This is a genomic window from Mesorhizobium sp. M0139 (assembly GCF_040322455.1).
GTDB lineage: Bacteria > Pseudomonadota > Alphaproteobacteria > Rhizobiales > Rhizobiaceae > Mesorhizobium.
The window spans coordinates 232,273-252,757 of record NZ_JAMYTN010000006.1 but is presented as its reverse complement, the minus strand read 5'-3'; the positions used below and the strand labels follow the sequence as shown (position 1 = coordinate 252,757).

The window sequence follows — 20,485 nt, the reverse complement described above, 5'->3', positions numbered from 1 at the left end:
TTACCTCTACGACTGCATCGCTGAGTTGAGGTGCGTCGGCCAATAGCGGGACCGACATAATTTCTTGCCCGTCATCACCACCGCGCCGGATTAAATATCGGCCCGCATGTTCTTTGCGCAACTCGTCGAGAGATTCCTTGGTGTAGGGTAGTTTTGCGACGGCGACCGTTACGTCTGCTGCGCACAATATTGGAACACCATTCAGTCTTAGCGCTACCATCTACCCCCTCGAACTCTGCAACCACCAAGCCTCTGGCGAAAACCACCAAGCCTCTGGCGAAATCTTTCCGTCAGAAATAACCTACATGGAAACAAAAGTAGAATATTCGTAGACCGTGGAGCAAGGAATAACGGCTACTTACCCACGGGGTGCACAACATTTGCACTCTTTGCCGGTGAAGTGGAGGGCGCAGTCCACTCGGAGATGTCACCGGGGCGGTTGATGCCTTGAGGCGAGGTCCGCTTTGAGAAGCAGGCTCTCGGCCGTAGCGCCGATGAACGCCGATCTCTGAGCGCGCGCGCCCAGACACACTCCAGAAACAAAATTCAACAGTTCGGAAAAACCGGCGAAAAGATCGGGTGGCATAAGCTTCCCAGTCGGGATTCCGCGTTCTTCCTTTTTGGACCACCAACAAAATCGCAGCGGCGGCGCAGCGCCTGCTCCAGCGGCAGCATGAAGCCGGGCGATGCCCAGGTAGAACCTGCCATTCACCCAGCTCAGCTTCATGACCCAAACAGGGGTCAGATGCGATGGCGGAGCGCGTCGATGATCACCGCCATGGCAGGGGAGAGCTGTCGCCTGCTCGGATAATAGAGGTGATAGCCGGCAAAAGGCGGGCTCCAGTCGTCAAGCACGAGCCTGAGGCGTCCATCGGCGATGTGGTGGCTGACGAGGTTTTCCGGGACATAGGCGATCCCGAAACCGCTTGTCGCAGCCTCGATCATGGGAATGGACGAATTGAAGGTGAGTTGGCCTTCCACCCGCACACGAAGGTCGCGGCCATCCCTGGCGAATTCCCAGGCATACAATCCGCCGAACGTCGCCTGCCGCATATTGATGCAGTCATGATCGACCAGGTCCTGGGGCGCGGCCGGAACCGGGTGGCGGGAAAAGTAGTCCGGCGAAGCCACGGCCACGAGCCTCCAATCCGGCCCGATGCGCACTGCGATCATATCCCTGTCGATGCTCTCCCCAAGCCGCACGCCTGCGTCGAAGCGCTCCTCCACAATGTTCTTCATGCCGTTGTCGCTGTAGAGCTCCACGCGCACGTCGGGATTGTCGTTGAGCAAGGGCTGGAGCTTCGGCCAGACGGTCGTCTGGAGCGCATGGTCGGACAGGGTGATGCGAACCGTTCCGGAGGGCTTGTCGCGGAAGGCCACCAGGCTTGCGAGGTCGGATTCGATTTCCTCGAAGCGGGGAACGAGAGATTGGAAAAGTCGCTCGCCGGCCTCGGTCGGAGAGACGCTCCGCGTCGTACGCGTCAGCAGGCGGACGCCAAGGCGAGCTTCAAGCTCCTTGATTGTCGAACTCAGGGTCGACTGCGAGGTTCCGAGCTTTGCCGCCGCCCTGGTGAAACTGCGCTCGCGGGCGACCGCCACGAACCAGAGCAGATCCTTCATGCCATCGCGCTGCATAGGGCACCTCCCGTCGGACATTGATATCATGAGCCGATAAGTCCATGCGAATTACTTAGTCTAGTAGAATGGGTTCCGCTGCAATATCTTCTGGCATCACGACGGGGATTGGCGGCTGATCCGCCCGGTCGCCTTGCAAGGATGCCAGTCATGGAAACGACGTACGACACGAGGCTGGTCGAAGACCGCGCCGCATGGGGCGCGGTGTTGTCGATGGCGCTGTGTGTTTTCGTGCTCATCGCGTCGGAATTCATGCCGGTCAGCCTGCTGTCGCCGCTAGCGGCCGATCTCGGCATCACCGAGGGCCGGGCGGGACAGGCGATCTCGATTTCGGGCGCTTTCGCCGTCGTGACCAGCCTGCTGGTCGCCGGCCTCACGCGCCACATCGACCGCCGACTGGTCGTGACCGGCTTCACCTTCCTCCTCATCGTGTCCGGTCTGGCTGTCACCTTCGCCCCGAACTACGCGTTCCTCATGGTCGGCCGGGCGCTGCTCGGCATCGCGATCGGCGGGTTCTGGTCGATGTCGACCGCGATCGTCATGCGCCTCGTGCCGCAAGCCATGGTTCCGAAGGGCCTCGCCATGCTGAACGCCGGCAATGCCATTGCGGCCACCATCGCCGCGCCGCTGGGCAGTTTTCTTGGCGCCTATGTCGGCTGGCGCGGCGCTTTCTTCCTCGTCGTGCCGTTTGGCCTCCTGGCGCTGGCTTGGCAGTGGACAAGCCTGCCGGCGCTGCCGCCGCGCCGCAGGAATCGTGCCGGCAATCCGCTGGCGCTGCTCGGCCGTCTTCCCGTCGCCACCGGCATGGCGTCGATCATGATGCTGTTCATGGGCCAGTTCGCGCTCTTCACCTATCTGCGGCCCTTCCTCGAGAATGTCACCCGGCTCGACATCGCCGCCCTCTCGGCGGTCCTGCTGGCGATGGGGCTGGCGGGGGTGCTCGGCACATGGTGCGTCGGCCGGCTTTTGCGCACGCGTCTGTTCAGCATCCTCACCGTCATCCCGCTGGTCATGGCTGCGCTGGCCGCCGCGCTCATCGCCCTCGGTACACTCCCGGGTCCCACAGCGCTGCTGGTCGTTGCCTGGGGCTTCTTCGGCATGGCCGCGCCGGTCGGTTGGGGCACGTGGCTCAGCCGAACATTGCCGAACGACGCGGAGGCCGGCGGCGGGTTGCAGGTAGCCGTCATCCAGCTCGCCATCACCGGCGGCGCCGCCATCGGCGGCACGCTGTTCGATACGGTCGGCTGGTGGGGACCGTTCACTCTGGGCGCGGTGCTGCTCTGCGGATCGGCGCTCGCCGCCCTTGCCGCAGCGTATATGGCCCGGAGGTCTTTCCCATGACGATCGAACGTGCGCCGCTCAGCCGCCGGACATTGCTCGGCGCCGCGCTCGCGGCGGCGGCCCTGCCTCGCACAGCCGCCGGCCAGGAAGGCCAATCTCCCGTCAGCCAGGAGCCCACCGACATGAAGATCAGGATGGTTTTCAACGGCCGCACCATGACCGCCACGCTCTACGACAATCCGTCGGCGCACGACTTCTTCTCCATGCTGCCGCTCGACCTCGAAATCGAGGACTACGCCCATAACGAGAAGATCGCCTATCTGCCGCGCAAGCTGACCGAGGAGGGAAGCGGTCCGTTCGCCGACGAGCAGCCCTATGACCTGTGCTATTTCATGCCGTGGGGCAACCTGGCCATGTTCTACGCCGACTACCGCCATCCGGGGCTGATCAGGCTTGGCCGCTTCGACGAGGGCGAGCAGGCCCTGCACATTCGCGGCAAATTCCCGCTTCGCATCGAACGCATTTGAGGACGCAAAGGAGATCACCATGGACATTCTTCGCGCCGGCACCAGGCCTTCCGGCAAGGGACCGCCTGACTGGTTCACCGGAACGGTGCGGATCGATCCGCTCTTCAATCCCTTCGACGCCGAGCGGGTTCAAGGCGCACAGGTGACCTTCGAGCCCGGCGCCCGCACCGCCTGGCACACGCATCCGCTCGGCCAGACGCTGATCGTCGTCTCCGGCCTCGGTCGCGTGCAGCGCGAAGGTGGCCCGGTCGAGGAAATCCATCCGGGCGATGTCGTCTGGTTCGCTCCCGGCGAAAAGCACTGGCACGGCGCGTCGCCTCGGACCGCCATGACCCACATCGCCCTCCAGGAGGTCAAGGACGGCAAGGTCGTGGACTGGCTGGAACATGTCAGCGACGCCGACTACGGCGGCTGATCTTCTCCCCTCGGAAGGAACCAACATGCTTGCAACCGTTCTTCACAAACCGGGCGACATACGCTGCGAGGAAATCGCCGATCCGAAAATCATGCGGCCGACGGACGCCATCATCAAGCTGTCGGCAAGCTGCATCTGCGGCTCGGACCTGTGGCCCTATCGCGGGCTGCAGCCGGTCGCCGGGCTGATGCATATGGGCCACGAATATTGCGGCATCGTCGTCGAGGTCGGCGCAGAGGTGCGCACGGTCCGCCCCGGCCAGTTCGTCGTGGGGTCATTCTGCCTCTCCGACAATACCTGCCCGCATTGCCGCTTCGGCTTCCAGTCGTCTTGCGTGCAGCGCGAGTTCATGTCGGGCGCGCAGGCGCCTTACGCTCGCGTACCCCTGGCCGATGGCACACTGGTCGCCACCACCGAGGTCCCGCCGGCCGACCTCATCCCTGACCTGCTGGCTGTGTCCGATGTGCTCGGCACCGGCTGGTATGCGGCCGACGCAGCCGAGGTCCGCGAAGGATCGACGGTGGTGGTGGTCGGCGACGGTGCGGTCGGCCTGATGGGCGTGCTTGCGGCCAAGGAGATGGGCGCCGAGCGCATCATCGCCATGAGCCGGCACGCCAGCCGCCAAAAGCTCGCCCGCGAGTTCGGCGCCACCGACATCGTCGCCGAGCGCGGCGAGGAAGGCGTGGCCCGCATCAAGGAACTCACCAAGGGCGTCGGCGCGGACTCCGTGCTGGAATGCGTCGGCACGGGAGAATCCTTCGACCAGGCGCTGGCCTGCTCCCGCCCCGGCGGCACCATCGGCTATGTCGGCGTGCCGCATGGCGTGAACTTCGACGGCCAAAAACTATTCTTCGGCCAGAAACGCATGCTGGGCGGCCCGGCGCCGGTGCGCCGCTTCCTGCCCGACCTGATGGACCGTGTGCTGCAAGGTCGGATCAAGCCCGGCAAGGTCTTCGACCTCAAGCTGCCGTTGGCCGAGGTCGCTGAAGGCTATCGCGCCATGGACGAGCGTCGCGCCATCAAGGTCATGCTTTCGGTGTGAGCAAGATCGGGCGGACGGTCTGTGCGCTCCCACAACTCAGAAAAGGAACAACGACATATTACGATGAGATTGAAGATTGCCGCCCTTGCTCTTGCGCTTTCGGTCGCCACGCCGGCTTTCTCGCAAGAGTCCGCGATCATCGGCGCATGGCGGATGATTTCGCTCGAGGCCGGGGCAGAGGGAAACCTGAAGCCCGTGCCCTATTCCGGCCAGGTCATCTTCACCGAGGCCGGCACCCTCTCGGTGCAGGCGCAGAACCCAGACCCCAAGGCGCCGGACACGCCTTACACGGCGAATGGCTACGAAGCCTATTACGGGCCGGTCGCCATCAACGACCAGGACAAGACCTTCGTCATCACCATCGAGTCCTCCCTGGTCCGCAACCTTGTCGGGAAGAGCATGAAACGCAAATTCGAGGTCTCGGACAACGAACTGGTCCTCACGCCGGACAACCCGGCCGAAGGCTGGCGCGTAACCTACGAACGCTACTGATCTGAACAGTTGGGTTTCAACGTGCTACCGATGGCCAAAATGGCGGGGACTTCAGACCGAAATGGCGTGATGGCGGCACTGGCGCCGATCATGGCGGCTGTCTTCGCCGGCTTCCTGCTGATCGGCCTGGCGCTACCCGTCCTGCCGCTGCATCTTCACCAGCAGCTCGGCTTCGGCCCCTTCGCAGTGGGACTGGTGACGGGCAGCCAGTTCGTCGCCTCGATGCTGTCGCGCATCGGGGCTGGAAACTATGCCGATGGACGCGGCGGCAAGCGCGCCGTCGTCATCGGCCTCATTGCCGCTGCCCTTGCCGGGCTATTTTACCTCGGCTCGCTGGCATTGCTCGACCGGCCGGTAGCGTCCGCATCCGCGCTGTTCGCCGGACGGGCGGTACTGGGCGCGTCCGAGAGCTTCATCATCACCGGCGGCGTCGCCTGGGGCCTCTCCGTTGCGGGCGGACAGAACTCCGGAAAAGTCATAGCCTGGGTGGGCACGGCGATGTTTGCGGCGCTCGCGCTGGGAGCGCCGGCCGGATCTGCGCTTTATGCAGCGAGCGGTTTCACCGCGATCGCACTCGCGACGATCATCCTGCCGCTGGCGACGCTGCTTGCCATCCTGCCGATGCGCGGCACCAGCGCTGTCGCGAGTAGCGCGCCGCAGTCGTGGAGGAGCGTGGCGAAAGCGGTCTGGCTTCCTGGCGTCGGAGCTGCTTTCAGCAGCCTCGGCTATGGTGCTATTCTGGGCTTCGCCGCCCTGCTCTTCGCCGAGCGGGGCTGGCAGCCGGTATGGCTTCCCTTCACGGCCTATGCCGCGTCGCTGATCGTGGCAAGGCTGTGCTTCGGCCACCTGCCCGACAGGCTTGGGGGCGCACGCGTCGCTGTGATCTTCGTCGCGGTCGAGGCGGCAGGGCTGATGCTGATCTGGCTTGCGACCGGGCCTGTTGTCGCCGCGATTGGAGCTGGTCTGACTGGCCTCGGCTACTCGCTGGTCTATCCCGGCCTCGGCGCCGAGGCCGTAAGCCGTCTTCCGTCGCGCAGCCGCGGCCTGGCAATGGGACTCTATACCGTCTTCCTCGACGTGGCGCTCGGCTTCGGCAGTCCGGCGCTCGGCCTGGTCGCCGCGTCGACCGGGCTGCAATTCGTCTTCTTCGCCGTTGCGGCGGCAACGCTTCCGGCGTTGGGCATCGCTCTGCTGCTGGGTCGCCGTAACGCTCCATTGTAGACAGCTCGCCGGCGCCGTCTGCATGAGGTTCGCTCATAGTCTCTTTCCGGGTCGCCACGGAGGCTGAACCCCTCCCCGCAAGGGTCAACGAGGCCCCGGCAAATCCCCGCCCAGACACACTCCAGAAACAAAATTCAACAGTTCGGAAAAACCGGCGAAAAGATCGGGTGGCATAAGCTTCCCGGTCGGGATTCCGGGTTCTTCCTTTTTGGAAGCCCTCCATCAACAAAATCGCAGCGGCGGCGCAGTGCCTCCTCCAGCGGCGGCGGCATGAACAGCCGGGCAATGCCCGGCGAGGACGAGAAAGTATGGAAATGGACTACGATATCGCCGAACTGGACAGCGACGCGGCAACACCGATCGGCGGCCTGCCAGGCATCGATGCGCTGGCACGGATCGCTCGCGGCCCGGCAAGGAACGGCCAGGTCCTGACGGGCGCCGACTTTGCCGGGCAGCCGGGCGAGCGGCTCGATACGGTGTTCGAGCAGCTCGCCGTAACGTTTGCCGCACTGCCGGCGGTGATCTCCGACGGGCGCGTCTGGACCTATCAGGAGCTGAACAGCCGCGCCAACCGGTTCGCCCGCATGCTGATCAAGCACGGCGTGCGGCCGGGCCACCGGGTTGGGCTCATTCTCGACCGGTCGGCGGAGACCTATGTGGCGTTGCTGGCGGTGATGAAGGCGGGGGCTGCCTTCGTGCCGCTGGCCACCGCGTTTCCGCAGGAGCGGATGGCGCTGATCATCGAAGACGCCGCCGTCAGCATGATCGTCACCATCGCCGCCTATGCGTCGCGCGCCGGTCAACTGCCCGTTCCCCATGTGCTGATCGACAGCGCGGCCGCCGAAATCTCCGCACAGTCGCCCGCGCCGCTGAAGCAGCAGGCGACCGACGACATTTGCTACATCCTCTATACCTCGGGCACCACCGGCAAGCCCAAGGGCGTGGTCATCACGCACCAGAGTTTCGTCAATTTCATACACGTCGCGGCCGCCTCCTATGGCTACCGGCCGGGCGACCGGGTCTATCAGGGCATGACCATTGCCTTCGACTTTTCCTCCGAAGAGATCTGGGTGCCGTTCGTCGCCGGTGCGACGGTGGTGCCGGCACCTGGCCAGATGCCGCTGGTGGGCGAGGAACTGGCGGATTTCCTGCGCCTCCATGACATCACCTGCATGGCCTGCAGCCCGACATTGTTGTCGTCGATGGCATCGGACGTTCCCAGCCTGCGCACGCTTTTGGTGGGCGGCGAGGCCTGCCCGCACAATCTGGTGGTGCGCTGGTCGAAGCCGGGGCGCCAAATCCTCAACACCTACGGGCCGACCGAGGCGACCGTCACCGCAACGATGGGGGCGCTGACGCCGGACCGTCCCGTCACGATCGGCGCGCCGTTGCCGACTTACTCGATCGTCATTCTCGACGCTTCGCTGCCGCAACTTGCCGAGCCCGGTGAACTGGGCGAGATCGGCATTGCCGGCATCGGGCTCGCCGTCGGTTATCTGAACCGGCCGGACCTGACCGACCAGAAATTCATCGCCGATTTCGTCGGCCTGCCGAACAACCCGTCGCAGCGCATCTACCGCACCGGCGATCTTGGCCGGATCAACGATAGCGGCGAGATCGAGTATGCCGGGCGCATCGACACGCAGGTGAAGATTCGCGGATATCGCATCGAGCTCGGCGAGATCGAGGCGGTGCTGCTCGACCAGCCCGAGATCGCGCAGGCCGCCGTCACCACCTGGGAGATCGAGCCCGGCCGCGTCGAACTCGTTGCCTATTACGCGCTTAAAACCGGCGTAGCGGCGGTTTCCCGTGCGGATCTCGCCCAGACGATGAAGCGGCGGCTGCCGGACTATATGGTGCCCGCCTATCTGGAGGAGCTGCCCGCCATCCCGATGACCGTCTCCAACAAGGTAGACCTGCGCCAACTGCCGAAACCGACGAGCGTCCGGCTTTCGGCCGATCGCACGATGGTGCCGCCCGGCAATGAGGACGAGCGATTCCTGGCGGAAGCGCTGGCCACGGTGCTGAAATTCGACGCGGTGTCGGTCGAGGATCACTTCTTCGACGATCTCGGCGCCAACTCCTTGCTGATGGCGCATTTCTGCGCGCGCGTGCGCACCAGGAAGGAATGGGCGACGACGTCGATGCGCGACATCTATCTCTATCCCACAGTGGCGCGCCTGGCGCTGCATCTGGGGGTAGCGGAGGAGATGACGACGGCAACCAACGAGCCGGTCCTCACCCGCCGGGCCTCGAATTTCGCCTACTGGACCTGCGGCGCGGCGCAGCTTTCGTTCTACGGCCTCTACAGCTACGTGGCGCTCTGGGCGATCAATGACGGCCTCAACTGGATGTATGACGCGCTCGACGATCCGCTGCAGCTCTATATCCGGTGCGTGGCGCTCTCGGCCGCCGTGTTCTTCGGCATGTCGGGCTTTGCCGTCCTGGCGAAATGGGTGCTCATCGGCCGCTGGAAGGCCGAGGCGTTTCCGATCTGGGGCGTGCGCTACTTCCGCTTCTGGGTGGTCAAGACGTTGATCCGCACCGCACCCGTCGTGCTGTTCCGCGGCAGCCCGCTCTACAGCCTCTATCTGCAGCTGCTCGGCACCAAGCTGGGCAAAAACGCCGTCATCGAATCGAAGTCCGTGCCCGTCTGCACGGATCTTATTTCCATCGGCGCCAACACCATCCTGCGCAAGGAATCGATGATCCTCGGCTTCAGGGCCGAGGCCGGTTACATCCATACCGGACCGCTGACCATCGGCCGCGATGCCTTCGTCGGCGTCGGCTCCACGCTCGACATCGACACCAGGATCGGCGACGGCGCCCAGCTCGGCCATTCGTCCTCGCTGCATCGCGGCCAAAGCATCCCGGACGGCGAGCACTGGCATGGATCGCCGGCGGTGCCGACCACGGCGGACTATTGCAAGGTGCGCAATGTCAATCCTTACCAGGTCCGGCGCTTCCTCTATGAAGCGCTGCAGCTGATCGGCCTGTTTGGCCTCGTCACCCCGCTGCCGCTCCTGTTCCACAGCTACTGGGAATATGTCGGCGACGACTATCAGGAGACGATCGGCCTTGTCGCAATCGGCACCACGGTCACGCTTTTCGGCTATATCGCGGCGGCTTTCCTCGCAGCGACGCTGGTGCCGCGCCTGACGAGCCTGATCTTGAAGCCGGGCCGCACCTACACGCTTTACGGTTTCCGCTACTGGCTGCAGACCGTCGCCGAATTCGCCAGCAATTCCCGCGTGCTCGGGCTCCTGGCCGGCGACAGCTCGGCAATCGTGCACTACATGCGCGCCATCGGCTGGAACCTCAACAGAGTGGTGCAGACCGGCTCCAATTTCGGCTCCAACCAGCAGCACGAAAACCCGCTTCTGTGCGAGATCGGCACCGAGACCATGGTCTCGGACGGACTGTTCATGATCAACATGCACAAATCCGCCTCGGCCTTCAGGCTCGAGCCGACGCGCATCGGCGAACGCAACTATCTCGGCAACAACATCTACTATCCGCCGGACGGCCGCACCGGCGACAACGTGCTGCTCGGCACCAAGGTGATGATCCCCATCGATGGGCCGGTGCGCGAGAATGTCGGCCTTCTCGGTTCGCCTGCGTTTGAAATCCCGCGCATGGTGAACCGCGACAAGGAGCTTATCGCCGGCGTCGACGAGGCCGACCGGCGCCGGCGCATCCCGCACAAGAACCGCCACAACCTGGTGACCATTCTTCTGTTCCTGGCAACGCAATGGGTCATGCTGTTCGTCACGCTGGCGATCTGGGACCGGGCGCTGAACTACTATACGGAATGGGCGGAGGTCGCCCTGTTCGCCGCCGTGCTTTTGACCTCGGCGATCACCATTCCGTTCTACATTCTGGTCGAGCGGGCAAGCCTTGGCTTTGGCCGGCTGAAGCCGCAGATGACGACGATCTACGACGTCGCCTTCTGGCGCCACGAACGCCACTGGAAGCTGGCGGATTCGCCCATCGTGCGCCTGTTCGCCGGCACGCCGTTCCGGCCGATGATCCTGCGCCTGCTCGGCGTCAAGGTCGGCAGCCGGGTCTATGATGGCGGCAGCAATTTGACCGAGCGTTCGCTGGTCGAGATCGGCGACGACGTTACGCTCAACGAGGGCTGCGTGATCCAGGCCCATTCGCTGGAAGAAGGCGCGTTCAAGTCCGATTTCATCCGCATCTGCGATGGCTGCACGCTCGGGCCTTCCGCCTTTGTCCACTACGGCGTGGTGATGGGCAAAGGCTCGATGGTCGATGCGGACTCCTTCGTGATGAAGGGCGAAGAGCTGGAGCCCAACTCGATCTGGCGGGGCAACCCGGCCAAGCTGCATCGCTTCGTCACGCCGGTGCCGGAGGATGCGTCAAGGCAACGGCTTGATGAGCGCAGACATCCGCCTCGTTTCGGTGACCGGGGCCAACCGGGCCCTGGTCGCGGCTCTGGAAATGGCTGCGGATCAGATGGATTTCGTCGCCAGCAATGCGGAGTCGCTGGACGAAGCCGAAACCGACGGGGACGCTCGGCCGCGCGTCGTCATGGCAGGCGATCGCGTCGTCGGTTTCCTGATGTACGAGGCGCCGCAGGACGACGACGAGGCGCGGATCTACCGCTTCATGATCGATCGCGTCCATCAGGGCCAAGGCTACGGCAAGGCCGCTTTGCGCGAAGTGCTGGATGAAATCATGCGGCTCGGCCACATCAGCCACGTTTCGATCTGCTACGAACCTGGGAATGAAGCGGCACGCCGCCTCTATCGCGCTGCCGGTTTCGTCGAAGAGGGACTGGACGAGGACGGGGAAATGATCGCCGAACTCGCTCTGCCGGGCGGCCAGCCATGACACGGTCGCTCGATGCCGGCGCCAGCCTGTCGGCGCATCTGCTGGCGGCGATGGCCGCCATGGCACCGGCCGGCGTTCGGATCGGATGCCGCACGATCCGCGAAGGCGATGAGAACCATTTGCTGCCGCAGGAAGCACGCTCCATCCCGTCACGCCTGCCGCTGATGCGGCGGGCGAGTGGCGCGGCGCGGTGGATCGCGCACGAGCTGCTGGCGGATATGGGCTTGAACGACGTCGCTATCCTCCGCGGCTCCTCCGGCGCACCGGTATGGCCTCATGGAGTAACGGGGTCGCTGGCTCACGACGACGAGATGGCCGTGGCGGCCGTCGCGCCGCTCTCCCACGTCGCCTCGCTCGGCATCGATATCGAGCCCGCTTTGCCCCTGCCCGACGACATCTTCGCGCTGGTTGCAGTCCCCGCTGACCGGATCGACGCAACCGACCCGTATCTTGCCGGTCGCATCCTTTTTGCCGCCAAGGAAGCTGTCTACAAGGCCGCCTACCCGCTTGATGGCGAAGTGCTGGGCTATGAGGACATCACCGTCGATCTCGACGCAAGCGACGCTGTGACGAAGACGGGCCGCAGAGCGAGACTGGTTTACTGCGTTGCTCCGTGTGTGGTCGTTCTGGCGTTTGTCGATGGTGTCCGAAGCCCCCCTTTAAGCGCGAATGGACCAGCGCCCGACAACTGCTCAACAAAGCGCATTTTTTTCGCAGAGCGGTCGCAAGGAGCCTGTCTCGACCGTACAGTTCAGCAATGGCGTCGTGGCGCTGGAATATGCGGCTGGGAGGGTGTGAGACGCTGGTGGGTAATCTCCCCTTGAGGGGAGATGTCGCCGAAGGCGACAGAGGCGGTCGGTCCGTCCTGACGCAACCTCCTATCGACCGTAGGAGGTCGAGCTTCACGCGAGACGACCCCCTCTGGTCCGCCGGCCATCTCCCCCTCGAGGGGGGAGATCGGCAGCTCACCCTGCTTTCTTCCCCCGCTTGCCCTTGGCATGCGCCTCGACCACTCTTTCCACCTCGCGCTTCAGTTCGTCCTTGACCTCCTGCGTCTCGGCCAGCAGCGTGTCGATCTTCATGAAATCGAGCACGCGGTATTTTGACACTGGCGGGCGGATCAGTATGTCGGGGGGGCGCTGGTTCAGCTTGTGGGCGATGATCGACTGCATCATCAATTGCGTGGCGCCATACATCAGGTCGACCGTGGTCGGGTGCTTGCGCTCGGCCTCGCTCGGCGCGCCGACGACGTCGATGGCGATGATGATGTCGGCGGCGTTTTCGATGAGGTCGAACGGCACCGGATTGTAGATGCCGCCGTCGATCAGCACGCGGTCGTCGCGCGTCACCGGGCGGAACACCGCGGGAATGGCAGCCGAGGCGGCGAGCGCCGAATGCAGGTCGCCCTCGTCGAAGACGGCCAGCTTGTGACCGAAATAGTCCGTCGCCGTCACCTTCAGCGGGATTTTCAGCTCGGCGAAGGTTTCCGGGATGGCTTCCGGCAGGAACGCCTTCAAGATGCGCTCTATGTTGAACTGGCTCACGCGGATGCCGCCCTGCATCGCCTCGGCGATGGTGCCGGGACGCGAGCGCCACATGCGCGCCGCCACCTCGGCGCGGCGGCCGAGGATTGAGCGGGCATAGGTCTCGATGTCCTTGCCGCTCATGCCCGACGCCATGCCGGCGCCCATGATGGCGCCGATCGAGGAGCCGGCAATGGCCACCGGCTTGATTCCGAGTTCGTCGAGCGCCTCGACGATGTGGATGTGGGCGAGGCCGCGCGCGCCGCCGCCGCCAAAGGCGATGCCGAAGGTGGGGCCCGAGGTGGAGCTCGTCATTTGGCCTCCAGCTTCGGCCCGATGCTCATGATCGCGGGCGCCGGCGTCAGCAGCTTCTTCGCCGCCGCCTTGACCTGATCGAGCGTCACGCCGTTGATGAGGGCCGCGCGGCGCTGCACGTAGTCGATGCCGAGATTGTCGAGCTGCAATTCCACCAGGGTCGCGGCAATGGCGCTGGAAGAATCCAGATTGCTGATCGCATAGGAGCCGACCATGTATTTCTTGGTCGCGTCCAGCTCGGCCTCGGTCGGCCCCTCCTCGGCCATCTTCTTGACCACGTCCTTGACGATGGCGAGCGTCTCGGCGGCGCGGTCGGAACGCGTCGCCGTGGTGATGATCAGCGCGTTGGAATGCTGGTGATCGACCAGGTTGGAATCGACGGAATAGGCCAGGCCGCGCTTTTCCCGCACCTCGTCATAGAGGCGCGAGGTGAAGGTGCCGCCGCCGAGAATCTGGTTCATCAGCACCGCAGGGAAGAAATCCGGCGCATCGCGCTTCACACCGGGATAGGCAAACTGCAGCGAGGTCTGCGGCAGGTCGTAGTCGACCTCGAGCTGCTGGCCGAGCTTCAGCTCGGTATCGGCAACCGGTTGCAGCACCTGCTTTTCCGGCAGATCGCCGAAGACCTCATCGAGCTTCCGTTTCAGCGTCGCGGCATCTATGTCGCCGACCACCGCAACATGCAGGCCGCTGCGGGCGAAATTGGCCTTGTGGAAGGCAGCCAGATCCGCTGCCGTGATGGTGGCGATGCTGTCCTTGGTGCCCTGGTCGGGCCTGGAATACGGATGTTCGCCATAGATGGCGCGCAGCCATTTGGTTTGCGCGACGGTGTTGGGGTCACGCTCATTGGCGATGATGCCGGACAGGATCTGGGCGCGGATGCGGTCGATCGGCGCCTGGTCGAAGCGCGGGCTGGTGACCGCCAGCCTGAGCAGGTCGAAGGCCGCATCCTTCTGCTCGGCCAGCATCCGCATCGCGCCATAGGTGCCGTCGCGCGCCGCTTCGAAGCCCATCTCTGCGCCGGCATCGTCAAGCTTGATCTGGAAGGCCTCGCTGTCGAGGTCGCCGGCGCCCTCGTCGAACAGGCCGGTCATCAGATTGACCAAGCCTTCCCGCCCCGCCGGATCCTGCGTCGAGCCGCCATCGAAGACGAAGCGGATGGCGACGATCGGAATGGAGTGGTCCTCGACCAGCCAGGCGTTGACGCCTTTCGATGAGGTCACCGGCTGAATGTCCATCGCGTGCGCGGCAAGCGCCGGCAGGATGAGGAAGAAGATGCCGAGGAACAGTGTGGCGAAGACGTGGAGAACCGCGATGCGCCTATGAGTAATCGCATCAGGCCATTGATCGCCAAGGTCAGCTCCGCCCCTCATCGCGCTGCCGGGCACTTCTCCCCGTATAGTGACGGGGAGAAGGGGTCTCGCCGCGACGCTGGCGCTCTTCTTACGACGCTGATGGTTGGCGAAATCGGCGATGACAGCGCCCCTCTCCCCGTCACTATACGGAGAGAGGATGCCGGCAGGCAGGTGAGGGGCAGCGCCAACGCTCAATCTTGTCATCATCAATTCCCCGCCTGTTGCTGCGGCAAGAGATAGCCGGTCGTCGTACGGTCGAGCAGCAGATAGCGTGCGGCGACCGCCTTGATCTCATCGGCGGTGACCTTGCGAATGCGGTCCGGCCATTCCTCGATATCCCTGACGTTGCCGCCGGTGGCGAGCTCGGCGCCGTAGAGATTGGCCATCTCGTCCTGCTTGTCGCGGGCGAAGATCATGGCCCTGATATAGCGGGCCTTGGCCTTCTCCAGCTCGTCCGCGGTGACGCCGTCCTTGACGATGCGGGCGATCTCGGCCTCGACGGCCGCCTCGACGTCGCTCAGCTTGGCGTCGCCGCGCGGCGCGCCATAGACGGTGAAATTGGTGGCGTCGAGCATCGTACCCTGGAAGAAGGCGCCGGTCGCCGATGCGATGCCTTGCTTGACCACGAGCTGCTGGTAGAGCCGGCTGCGGCTGCCGCCGCCAAGGATCTCTCCCAGCAGGTCGAGCGCCTCGGCCTCGCCCGGTTTTGCCGTGTGGTAGGACGGAACCACCCATTGCGTCGAAAAGCTCGGCACCGAAACGCGCCCATCGGTGAGCGTCACCGTCCGCTTGGTGTTCTGCTCCGGCTCGACCGGGCGGATGCGCGGGGGCAGGTCGGGACCGCGCGCGACCTTGCCATAGGTTTTTTCGGCCAGCGCCTTCACGACCTCCGGCTCGACGTCGCCGGCCACGATCAGCACCGCATTGTTGGGCCGGTAGTATTTGTCATAGAAGGCAACCGCATCGGTGCGGTTCAACTGCTCCATCTCCTGCATCCAGCCGATCACCGGAATGCGGTAGGGCTGGTTCTGCCAGAGCGTCGCGTCGACCTCTTCGTCGAGCACCGCCTGCGGATTGCTGTCGATGCGCGCGCGGCGCTCTTCCAGGATCACGTCGCGCTCGGTCTTGATGACCTCGTCGGTCAAGATGAGGTTGCGCATGCGATCGGCCTCGAAGCTCATCATCTCACCAAGTGCCGGGGGCGCCACCGTCTCGTGGAAGGCAGTGTAGTCATAGGAGGTGAAGGCGTTGTTGGAGCCGCCGATGGCCGATATGGCGCGGTCGAACTCGCCCGCGGCGTGGTTGGTCGTGGCCTTGAACATCAGGTGTTCGAAGAAGTGCGCTATGCCGGACTTGCCTGGCGGCTCGTCGGCGCTGCCGATCTTGTACCACACCATATGGGTGACGATGGGGGCGCGATGATCGGGAACGACCACCACCTCCATTCCATTGTCGAGCAGGAAGTTGGCCACCTTGCCATCATCCGCGGCCAGGGCCGGGCCGGCCATGGTCAGCGCGGTGGCGAGCAAGGCTCTCCGCAGCCATTCAGTATGAAATGTCATTGATGGCTCCGGTTGTTATCGCGCGACGATAGGCAAGGTTAGCCGCGGAGGCAAAGTGAATTGTGCGTCATTTTGAAGGCGCCGGTCGCTCCACCCTTACGCAAGCTCGATGAACCGGACCACCGTCTCGCCGTAGTTTCGTTCATCAACCACCGAGAATTCCGGCCCAATCTCGAAGGGCGCCGAGGCGGCTTCCTCGACCACGCAGAGCGCGCCGGGCAGCAACCAGCCGCCATCCCTGGCCGAGCGCAGGGCGCGCTCGCCAAGGCCCTTGCCATAGGGCGGATCGGCGAAGACCAGGCCGAATGCCGCAAGCGTACCGGCCTCACCCAGGGCGGTCGCGTCGCGGCGGAAGATCTTGGTGCGGCCGGTAAGGCCAAAAGCTTCGACATTGGTGCGGATCAGGCCGCGTCCTTCGGCCGATTCTTCGATAAAGACGCCATAGGAAGCGCCGCGCGACAGCGCTTCGAGGCCGAGAGCGCCGGTGCCGGCGAAAAGGTCGAGCACACGCGCGCCCTCGAGCTTGTCGGCAAAGCGGTGCGCCAGCACGTTGAAGACGGCCTCGCGGGCGCGGTCGGTCGTCGGGCGGATGGCATGGTCGCGCGGCGTCGCCAGCGGACGCCCGCGAAATTGGCCGCCGACGATTCTCATTTATGCCCGGGTCTCATTTAAGGCCGGATCTCATTTAAGTCCCGGCATCATCTGGTCCTCGGGCCCTTGGGACCGTTGCGTGGCCGCTCGCCGCCCCGACCGCCATCCGGACGCTCGCCACCCGGCTTGCCGAACGGCTTGGCTCCGCCCGGCTTGCCATAGGCCGGCTTGCCATAGGACGGCTTGCCATAGGACGGCTTGAACGACGCCTTGCGCGCCTTGGCCTCGGCCGCCTTGGCGGCATCGGCTTCCGCCCTGCCCTTGCCGATCGGACGCGCGCCCGGCGCCATCCAGACATTAGCCTTGCGCTGGCCCGGCGGATCGATCGGCCGCTGCTCGCGCTCGGGCTTCTTGCCGCCGCGCGGTTTGTCACCAAAGGCGCCGCGCGGCTTGTCGCCGAAGCCTCCACGGGGCTTGTCGCCAAAATCGCCGCGCGGCTTTTCGCGAAACTCGCTGCGCGGCTTGTCCGAAAACTCGCTGCGCTCGGGTCTCGGGCCGCGTTCGCCAAAGCTCTTTTCCGGCCTCGCGCCCCTTTCGGGACTGGTCGACAGCTTGCCGAGCGCTTCGTCGCGGCTGCCTTCGCGGCGCTTGCGGTTCTTGATCAGACCGCCCTCGCCGATCGGCCGATGGTCACCCTCGCGGGTGACTTTCGGCCGTTCCGGCTCCGCGTCACGCTCTCGCCGCACCGGCTGGTTGGAAAACGGCTTGATGATCTCGGCGTCGAAATTGGCGCCGGATTCCTCGACCAGTCGCTCGCCGAGCTGGTCGCGCAAGACGCGGCCCTTGATCTCCAGCACATGGCCTTCGGCGAGATCGTCGAGCTGGAACGGTCCGTAGGAGATACGGATCAGCCGCGTCACGTCGAGGCCGAGCGATCCAAGGATGTTCTTCACTTCGCGGTTCTTGCCTTCGCGCAGGCCGATCGTCAGCCACGCGTTGGTGCCTTGTTCACGATCGAGCGTCGCTTCGATGGCGCCGTAGAAGACGCCGTCGACGGCAATGCCTTCACGCAGGCCTGCGAGCATGCTTTCCTCGACCTTGCCATGAACGCGCACGCGGTAACGGCGCAGCCAGCCAGTGGCAGGCAGTTCGAGCACGCGCGACAGACCGCCATCATTGGTGAGCAGCAGCAGGCCTTCGGTGTTGATGTCGAGGCGGCCGATGGTCATCAGCCGTGGCAATTCGGCCGGCAGCACGTCGAACACGGTCTTGCGGCCCTCGGGGTCGCGGTTGGTGGTAACGACGCCGGCAGGCTTGTGAAACAGGAACAGGCGGGTGCGCTCGATCGGCGGGATCTCCATGCCATCGAGATGGATGATGTCGCCCGGCATGACGTTGAAGGCCGGCGAGGTCAAAGCCCGGTTGTTGACCTTGACACGGCCCGCCGCGATCAGGTCTTCGGCGTCGCGGCGCGACGCCAGGCCGGCGCGGGCCAACCGCTTGGCGATACGCTCGCCGGCTTCTTCAGCCTCGGCCGGACGCGGGCGCGGCTTGAAGGCGCCGCCAGATGCTTGCGGCCGGTCACCACCGAAATCGCGCTTGGGGCGATCGCTGAAGTCACGCTCGGGACGATCTCCGGCGTCGCGCTGCGGGCGATCGCCAAAATCGCGCTTTGGACGGTCAAAACGCTTTTCGCCCTCGGCGGAAGCAAGCCGATCGCCGCGCGGTGCGTAGGGCTTGCGCGGCCCTTCACGCTTTTCGAAAGGCTTGCCTTCGGGACGCGGCCCCTTGCTGAACGGCCGATCGCCGCCCTTGAAATCGCGCTTTGGCCGCTCGCCATCGGCCGCAACCGGCCGATCGCCCCGCGGTGCATAAGGCTTGCGCGGCCCCTCGCGCTTTTCATACGGCTTGCGTTCACCCTCGGCCGCCATAGGGCGATCCCCACGCGGCGCATAGGGTTTGCGCGGCCCTTCGCGCTTTTCATAAGGCTTGCGCTCGCCTTCGGCTGCCATCGGCCGGTCACCGCGTGGTGCATATGGCTTGCGCGGTCCCTCGCGCTTTTCGAAAGGCTTGCCTTCGGGACGAGGACCCTTGCTGAATGGCCGGTCGCCACTTTTGAAATCGCGCTTGGGCCGCTCGCCCTCAGCCGCTGCCGGCCGGGCGCCGCGCGGTGAATAGGGTTTCTTGGCCCCGAAGGAGGGTTTGCCGCTTTTGCCGGCGGCGCCATCGCGGCGCGGCCCCGCGGCTCCAGGGCCGCTTTTGCCCGGGCCTTTGTGGCGCGGAGATTTCTTGTCGTTGTCGTCCATGTGGCCTTTGCCTTGTTGCGCTGCTACAGCGTGGCGCATCCTTTCGGGCGCGCAAAGGACGCTATAGCACTTTGATTTGGCGCATGATCATTTCCGAAAATCTGTTCCGATATTCGGGTTGACGCGCTCCATAACAGGATCACCGCCAAGTGGCGAGGAGATAATCGGAATGGAAACCGCGTGAAGCGGCCGGATTTCATGGCGCTGGCGCTGAAAGAGGCGCAAGCCGCCGCCTTGCGCGGAGAAGTTCCGGTTGGCGCCGTCATCGCCAGCGGCGACACGGTGGTGGCATCCGCCGGTAACCGCACCCGCGAACTTGCCGATCCGACGGCGCATGCCGAAATGCTCGCCATCCGCGCGGCCTGCCAAACGCTCTCCAGCGAGCGGCTGACCGGTCACGACCTCTATGTGACGCTGGAACCCTGCGCCATGTGCGCAGGCGCCATTTCCTTCGCCAGGCTGCGCCGGCTCTATTTCGGCGCGGCCGACGAGAAGGGCGGCGCGGTGGTCAACGGCGTGCGCTTCTTCGCTTCGCCGACCTGCCACCATAAGCCCGACATCTATCCGGGCATGGCCGAGGCCGACGCGGCGCTGCTGCTCAGGGAATTCTTTCGGGAAAGACGCGAAACGTAGAGCCTTCAGCTACCGAAGGCGACGGTTCCTACCAGGAGGGCAGCCAGTCGAAGAGCCCGCCGCTCTTGCCCTTGGCGGCCGCTTCCTTCTTGAGGCGGCGTTCCTTCTTGTATTCATCCTCGCCGAGTTCGCCCTGCGGCGCCGTGTCGGAGGCAGCCCGATAGGCCAGAGGCGGCTCGCTCAGGTATCTGCGAGTGTTGGGATCGCCCTGCTTTTGCTCTGCGGTGCGGCGCTGGATTTCGGCGGCGCGGCCCTTGTCTGAATCCTTCGGCGACCAGGCCGGGGGGTGGCTTGAGCCCGAATCCGCTAGCGCCTTCTTCACAGAAGCCGGATCGGTCTGCACGTCGTCGACGATCCCCGATTGATAGGACGGGTCGTCCTGGTGGGCAGTGGCGTCGGCACGCAGACGGGCGCGGCGCTGCTCGGGCGATTCGGGCCAATCGGTGCTCGCCGTCTCGATGCTTTCCTGAGGCGGCGGCAGCACTTCCTTCTGCCCCGGCGCCGGCTTTACCAGCTCCGGACGCGGCCTGTAGTCGATCTGTTCCTTGTGCTTGGGCGTGATCGCGAAGGCGCCGGAAAGGTCGCCCGCAAGCTGCTCGCCAGCCGTCTTGTCGGTGCCGTAGGTCGGCGAACCCATGCAGCCGGACAGAGCGAGGCCGGACGCGACAAGCGGCGCCAGCAGCGCAACGCGCACGGAAGTTCTGTCGATCATGCCAAAAAGTCCCACTCTAGA

Annotated in this window: 16 protein-coding genes and 1 pseudogene; 10 read left to right on the top strand and 7 right to left on the bottom strand. The window is 64.8% G+C overall.

Features of this window, described 5'->3' with window-relative positions; translation table 11 throughout:
* Positions 1–741: 741 nt before the first annotated feature.
* Positions 742–1,635, bottom strand: a complete 894-nt coding sequence (locus NKJ58_RS12765) for a LysR family transcriptional regulator (RefSeq protein WP_352853225.1) — start codon at positions 1,633–1,635, stop codon at positions 742–744.
* A gap of 150 nt (positions 1,636–1,785) precedes the next feature.
* Here NKJ58_RS12765 and NKJ58_RS12760 point away from each other — a divergent pair, with 150 nt between their 5' ends.
* From NKJ58_RS12760 to NKJ58_RS12720, 9 genes and pseudogenes are all read left to right on the top strand, one after another.
* The gene (locus NKJ58_RS12760) at positions 1,786–2,976 is read left to right on the top strand and encodes an MFS transporter (protein ID WP_352853223.1); all 1,191 of its coding nucleotides are present in this window, start codon (positions 1,786–1,788) and stop codon (positions 2,974–2,976) included.
* Positions 2,973–3,443, top strand: coding sequence for a cyclophilin-like fold protein (locus NKJ58_RS12755; protein ID WP_352853221.1), 471 nt, complete (start codon positions 2,973–2,975; stop codon positions 3,441–3,443). The genes NKJ58_RS12760 and NKJ58_RS12755 overlap by 4 nt, the downstream gene beginning before the upstream one ends.
* Before the next feature lie 19 nt (positions 3,444–3,462).
* On the top strand, positions 3,463–3,858 hold the full coding sequence (locus NKJ58_RS12750; RefSeq protein ID WP_023682960.1) for a (R)-mandelonitrile lyase: 396 nt from the start codon (positions 3,463–3,465) through the stop codon (positions 3,856–3,858).
* A 25-nt stretch (positions 3,859–3,883) separates the two neighbouring features.
* Positions 3,884–4,900, top strand: coding sequence for a zinc-dependent alcohol dehydrogenase family protein (locus NKJ58_RS12745; protein ID WP_352853219.1), 1,017 nt, complete (start codon positions 3,884–3,886; stop codon positions 4,898–4,900).
* A gap of 63 nt (positions 4,901–4,963) precedes the next feature.
* Positions 4,964–5,392 (top strand): lipocalin-like domain-containing protein, encoded by a 429-nt coding sequence (locus NKJ58_RS12740; protein WP_031204691.1) that lies wholly within the window; start codon positions 4,964–4,966, stop codon positions 5,390–5,392.
* A gap of 39 nt (positions 5,393–5,431) precedes the next feature.
* Positions 5,432–6,613: an arabinose transporter gene (locus tag NKJ58_RS12735; RefSeq protein WP_352560278.1), complete on the top strand. Its 1,182-nt coding sequence runs from the start codon at positions 5,432–5,434 to the stop codon at positions 6,611–6,613.
* 308 nt (positions 6,614–6,921) lie between these two features.
* A pseudogene (locus NKJ58_RS12730) lies at positions 6,922–10,998 on the top strand (Pls/PosA family non-ribosomal peptide synthetase); the annotation flags it as partial.
* Positions 10,988–11,467: a GNAT family N-acetyltransferase gene (locus NKJ58_RS12725; RefSeq protein ID WP_352853217.1), complete on the top strand. Its 480-nt coding sequence runs from the start codon at positions 10,988–10,990 to the stop codon at positions 11,465–11,467. The pseudogene NKJ58_RS12730 and the gene NKJ58_RS12725, both read left to right, overlap by 11 nt.
* Positions 11,464–12,291 carry a 4'-phosphopantetheinyl transferase family protein gene (locus NKJ58_RS12720; RefSeq protein WP_023742976.1) on the top strand — a complete coding sequence of 276 codons (828 nt, stop codon included), beginning with the start codon at positions 11,464–11,466 and terminating at the stop codon, positions 12,289–12,291. The genes NKJ58_RS12725 and NKJ58_RS12720 overlap by 4 nt, the downstream gene beginning before the upstream one ends.
* Before the next feature lie 141 nt (positions 12,292–12,432).
* On the opposite strand, the gene NKJ58_RS12715 is transcribed toward NKJ58_RS12720, so the two are convergent.
* From NKJ58_RS12715 to NKJ58_RS12695, 5 genes are all read right to left on the bottom strand, one after another.
* On the bottom strand, positions 12,433–13,305 hold the full coding sequence (locus tag NKJ58_RS12715; protein WP_023742977.1) for a patatin-like phospholipase family protein: 873 nt from the start codon (positions 13,303–13,305) through the stop codon (positions 12,433–12,435).
* Positions 13,302–14,678 carry a M16 family metallopeptidase gene (locus tag NKJ58_RS12710; RefSeq protein ID WP_352519208.1) on the bottom strand — a complete coding sequence of 459 codons (1,377 nt, stop codon included), beginning with the start codon at positions 14,676–14,678 and terminating at the stop codon, positions 13,302–13,304. The genes NKJ58_RS12715 and NKJ58_RS12710 overlap by 4 nt, the downstream gene beginning before the upstream one ends.
* 188 nt (positions 14,679–14,866) lie before the next feature.
* Positions 14,867–16,222, bottom strand: coding sequence for a M16 family metallopeptidase (locus NKJ58_RS12705; RefSeq protein ID WP_031195979.1), 1,356 nt, complete (start codon positions 16,220–16,222; stop codon positions 14,867–14,869).
* A gap of 96 nt (positions 16,223–16,318) precedes the next feature.
* Complete coding sequence (gene rsmD, locus NKJ58_RS12700) at positions 16,319–16,873, bottom strand: 16S rRNA (guanine(966)-N(2))-methyltransferase RsmD (RefSeq protein WP_023832844.1); 555 nt, start codon at positions 16,871–16,873, stop codon at positions 16,319–16,321.
* Between the two features lie 47 nt (positions 16,874–16,920).
* The gene (locus tag NKJ58_RS12695; protein ID WP_352853215.1) at positions 16,921–19,119 is read right to left on the bottom strand and encodes a pseudouridine synthase; all 2,199 of its coding nucleotides are present in this window, start codon (positions 19,117–19,119) and stop codon (positions 16,921–16,923) included.
* 180 nt (positions 19,120–19,299) lie between these two features.
* Here NKJ58_RS12695 and NKJ58_RS12690 point away from each other — a divergent pair, with 180 nt between their 5' ends.
* Positions 19,300–19,752, top strand: a complete 453-nt coding sequence (locus NKJ58_RS12690; RefSeq protein WP_023682972.1) for a nucleoside deaminase — start codon at positions 19,300–19,302, stop codon at positions 19,750–19,752.
* Positions 19,753–19,780: 28 nt separating this feature from the next.
* On the opposite strand, the gene NKJ58_RS12685 is transcribed toward NKJ58_RS12690, so the two are convergent.
* A complete protein-coding gene (locus tag NKJ58_RS12685) occupies positions 19,781–20,464 on the bottom strand; it encodes a hypothetical protein (RefSeq protein ID WP_023682973.1) in 684 nt (227 codons plus the stop codon).
* Between the last annotated feature and the right edge of the window lie 21 nt (positions 20,465–20,485).

Bases quoted from the DNA above. Each gene is read 5' to 3' on its own strand.
- NKJ58_RS12745 (WP_352853219.1), top strand. From the start codon at position 3,884: ATGCTTGCAACCGTTCTTCACAAACCGGGCGACATACGCTGCGAGGAA.
- NKJ58_RS12710 (WP_352519208.1), bottom strand. From the start codon at position 14,678: ATGAGGGGCGGAGCTGACCTTGGCGATCAATGGCCTGATGCGATTACT.
- NKJ58_RS12750 (WP_023682960.1), top strand. From the start codon at position 3,463: ATGGACATTCTTCGCGCCGGCACCAGGCCTTCCGGCAAGGGACCGCCT.
- NKJ58_RS12740 (WP_031204691.1), top strand. From the start codon at position 4,964: ATGAGATTGAAGATTGCCGCCCTTGCTCTTGCGCTTTCGGTCGCCACG.
- rsmD (WP_023832844.1), bottom strand. From the start codon at position 16,873: ATGAGAATCGTCGGCGGCCAATTTCGCGGGCGTCCGCTGGCGACGCCG.
- NKJ58_RS12720 (WP_023742976.1), top strand. From the start codon at position 11,464: ATGACACGGTCGCTCGATGCCGGCGCCAGCCTGTCGGCGCATCTGCTG.
- NKJ58_RS12725 (WP_352853217.1), top strand. From the start codon at position 10,988: ATGCGTCAAGGCAACGGCTTGATGAGCGCAGACATCCGCCTCGTTTCG.
- NKJ58_RS12695 (WP_352853215.1), bottom strand. From the start codon at position 19,119: ATGGACGACAACGACAAGAAATCTCCGCGCCACAAAGGCCCGGGCAAA.
- NKJ58_RS12715 (WP_023742977.1), bottom strand. From the start codon at position 13,305: ATGACGAGCTCCACCTCGGGCCCCACCTTCGGCATCGCCTTTGGCGGC.
- NKJ58_RS12765 (WP_352853225.1), bottom strand. From the start codon at position 1,635: ATGCAGCGCGATGGCATGAAGGATCTGCTCTGGTTCGTGGCGGTCGCC.
- NKJ58_RS12685 (WP_023682973.1), bottom strand. From the start codon at position 20,464: ATGATCGACAGAACTTCCGTGCGCGTTGCGCTGCTGGCGCCGCTTGTC.
- NKJ58_RS12705 (WP_031195979.1), bottom strand. From the start codon at position 16,222: ATGACATTTCATACTGAATGGCTGCGGAGAGCCTTGCTCGCCACCGCG.
- NKJ58_RS12755 (WP_352853221.1), top strand. From the start codon at position 2,973: ATGACGATCGAACGTGCGCCGCTCAGCCGCCGGACATTGCTCGGCGCC.
- NKJ58_RS12760 (WP_352853223.1), top strand. From the start codon at position 1,786: ATGGAAACGACGTACGACACGAGGCTGGTCGAAGACCGCGCCGCATGG.
- NKJ58_RS12735 (WP_352560278.1), top strand. From the start codon at position 5,432: ATGGCGGGGACTTCAGACCGAAATGGCGTGATGGCGGCACTGGCGCCG.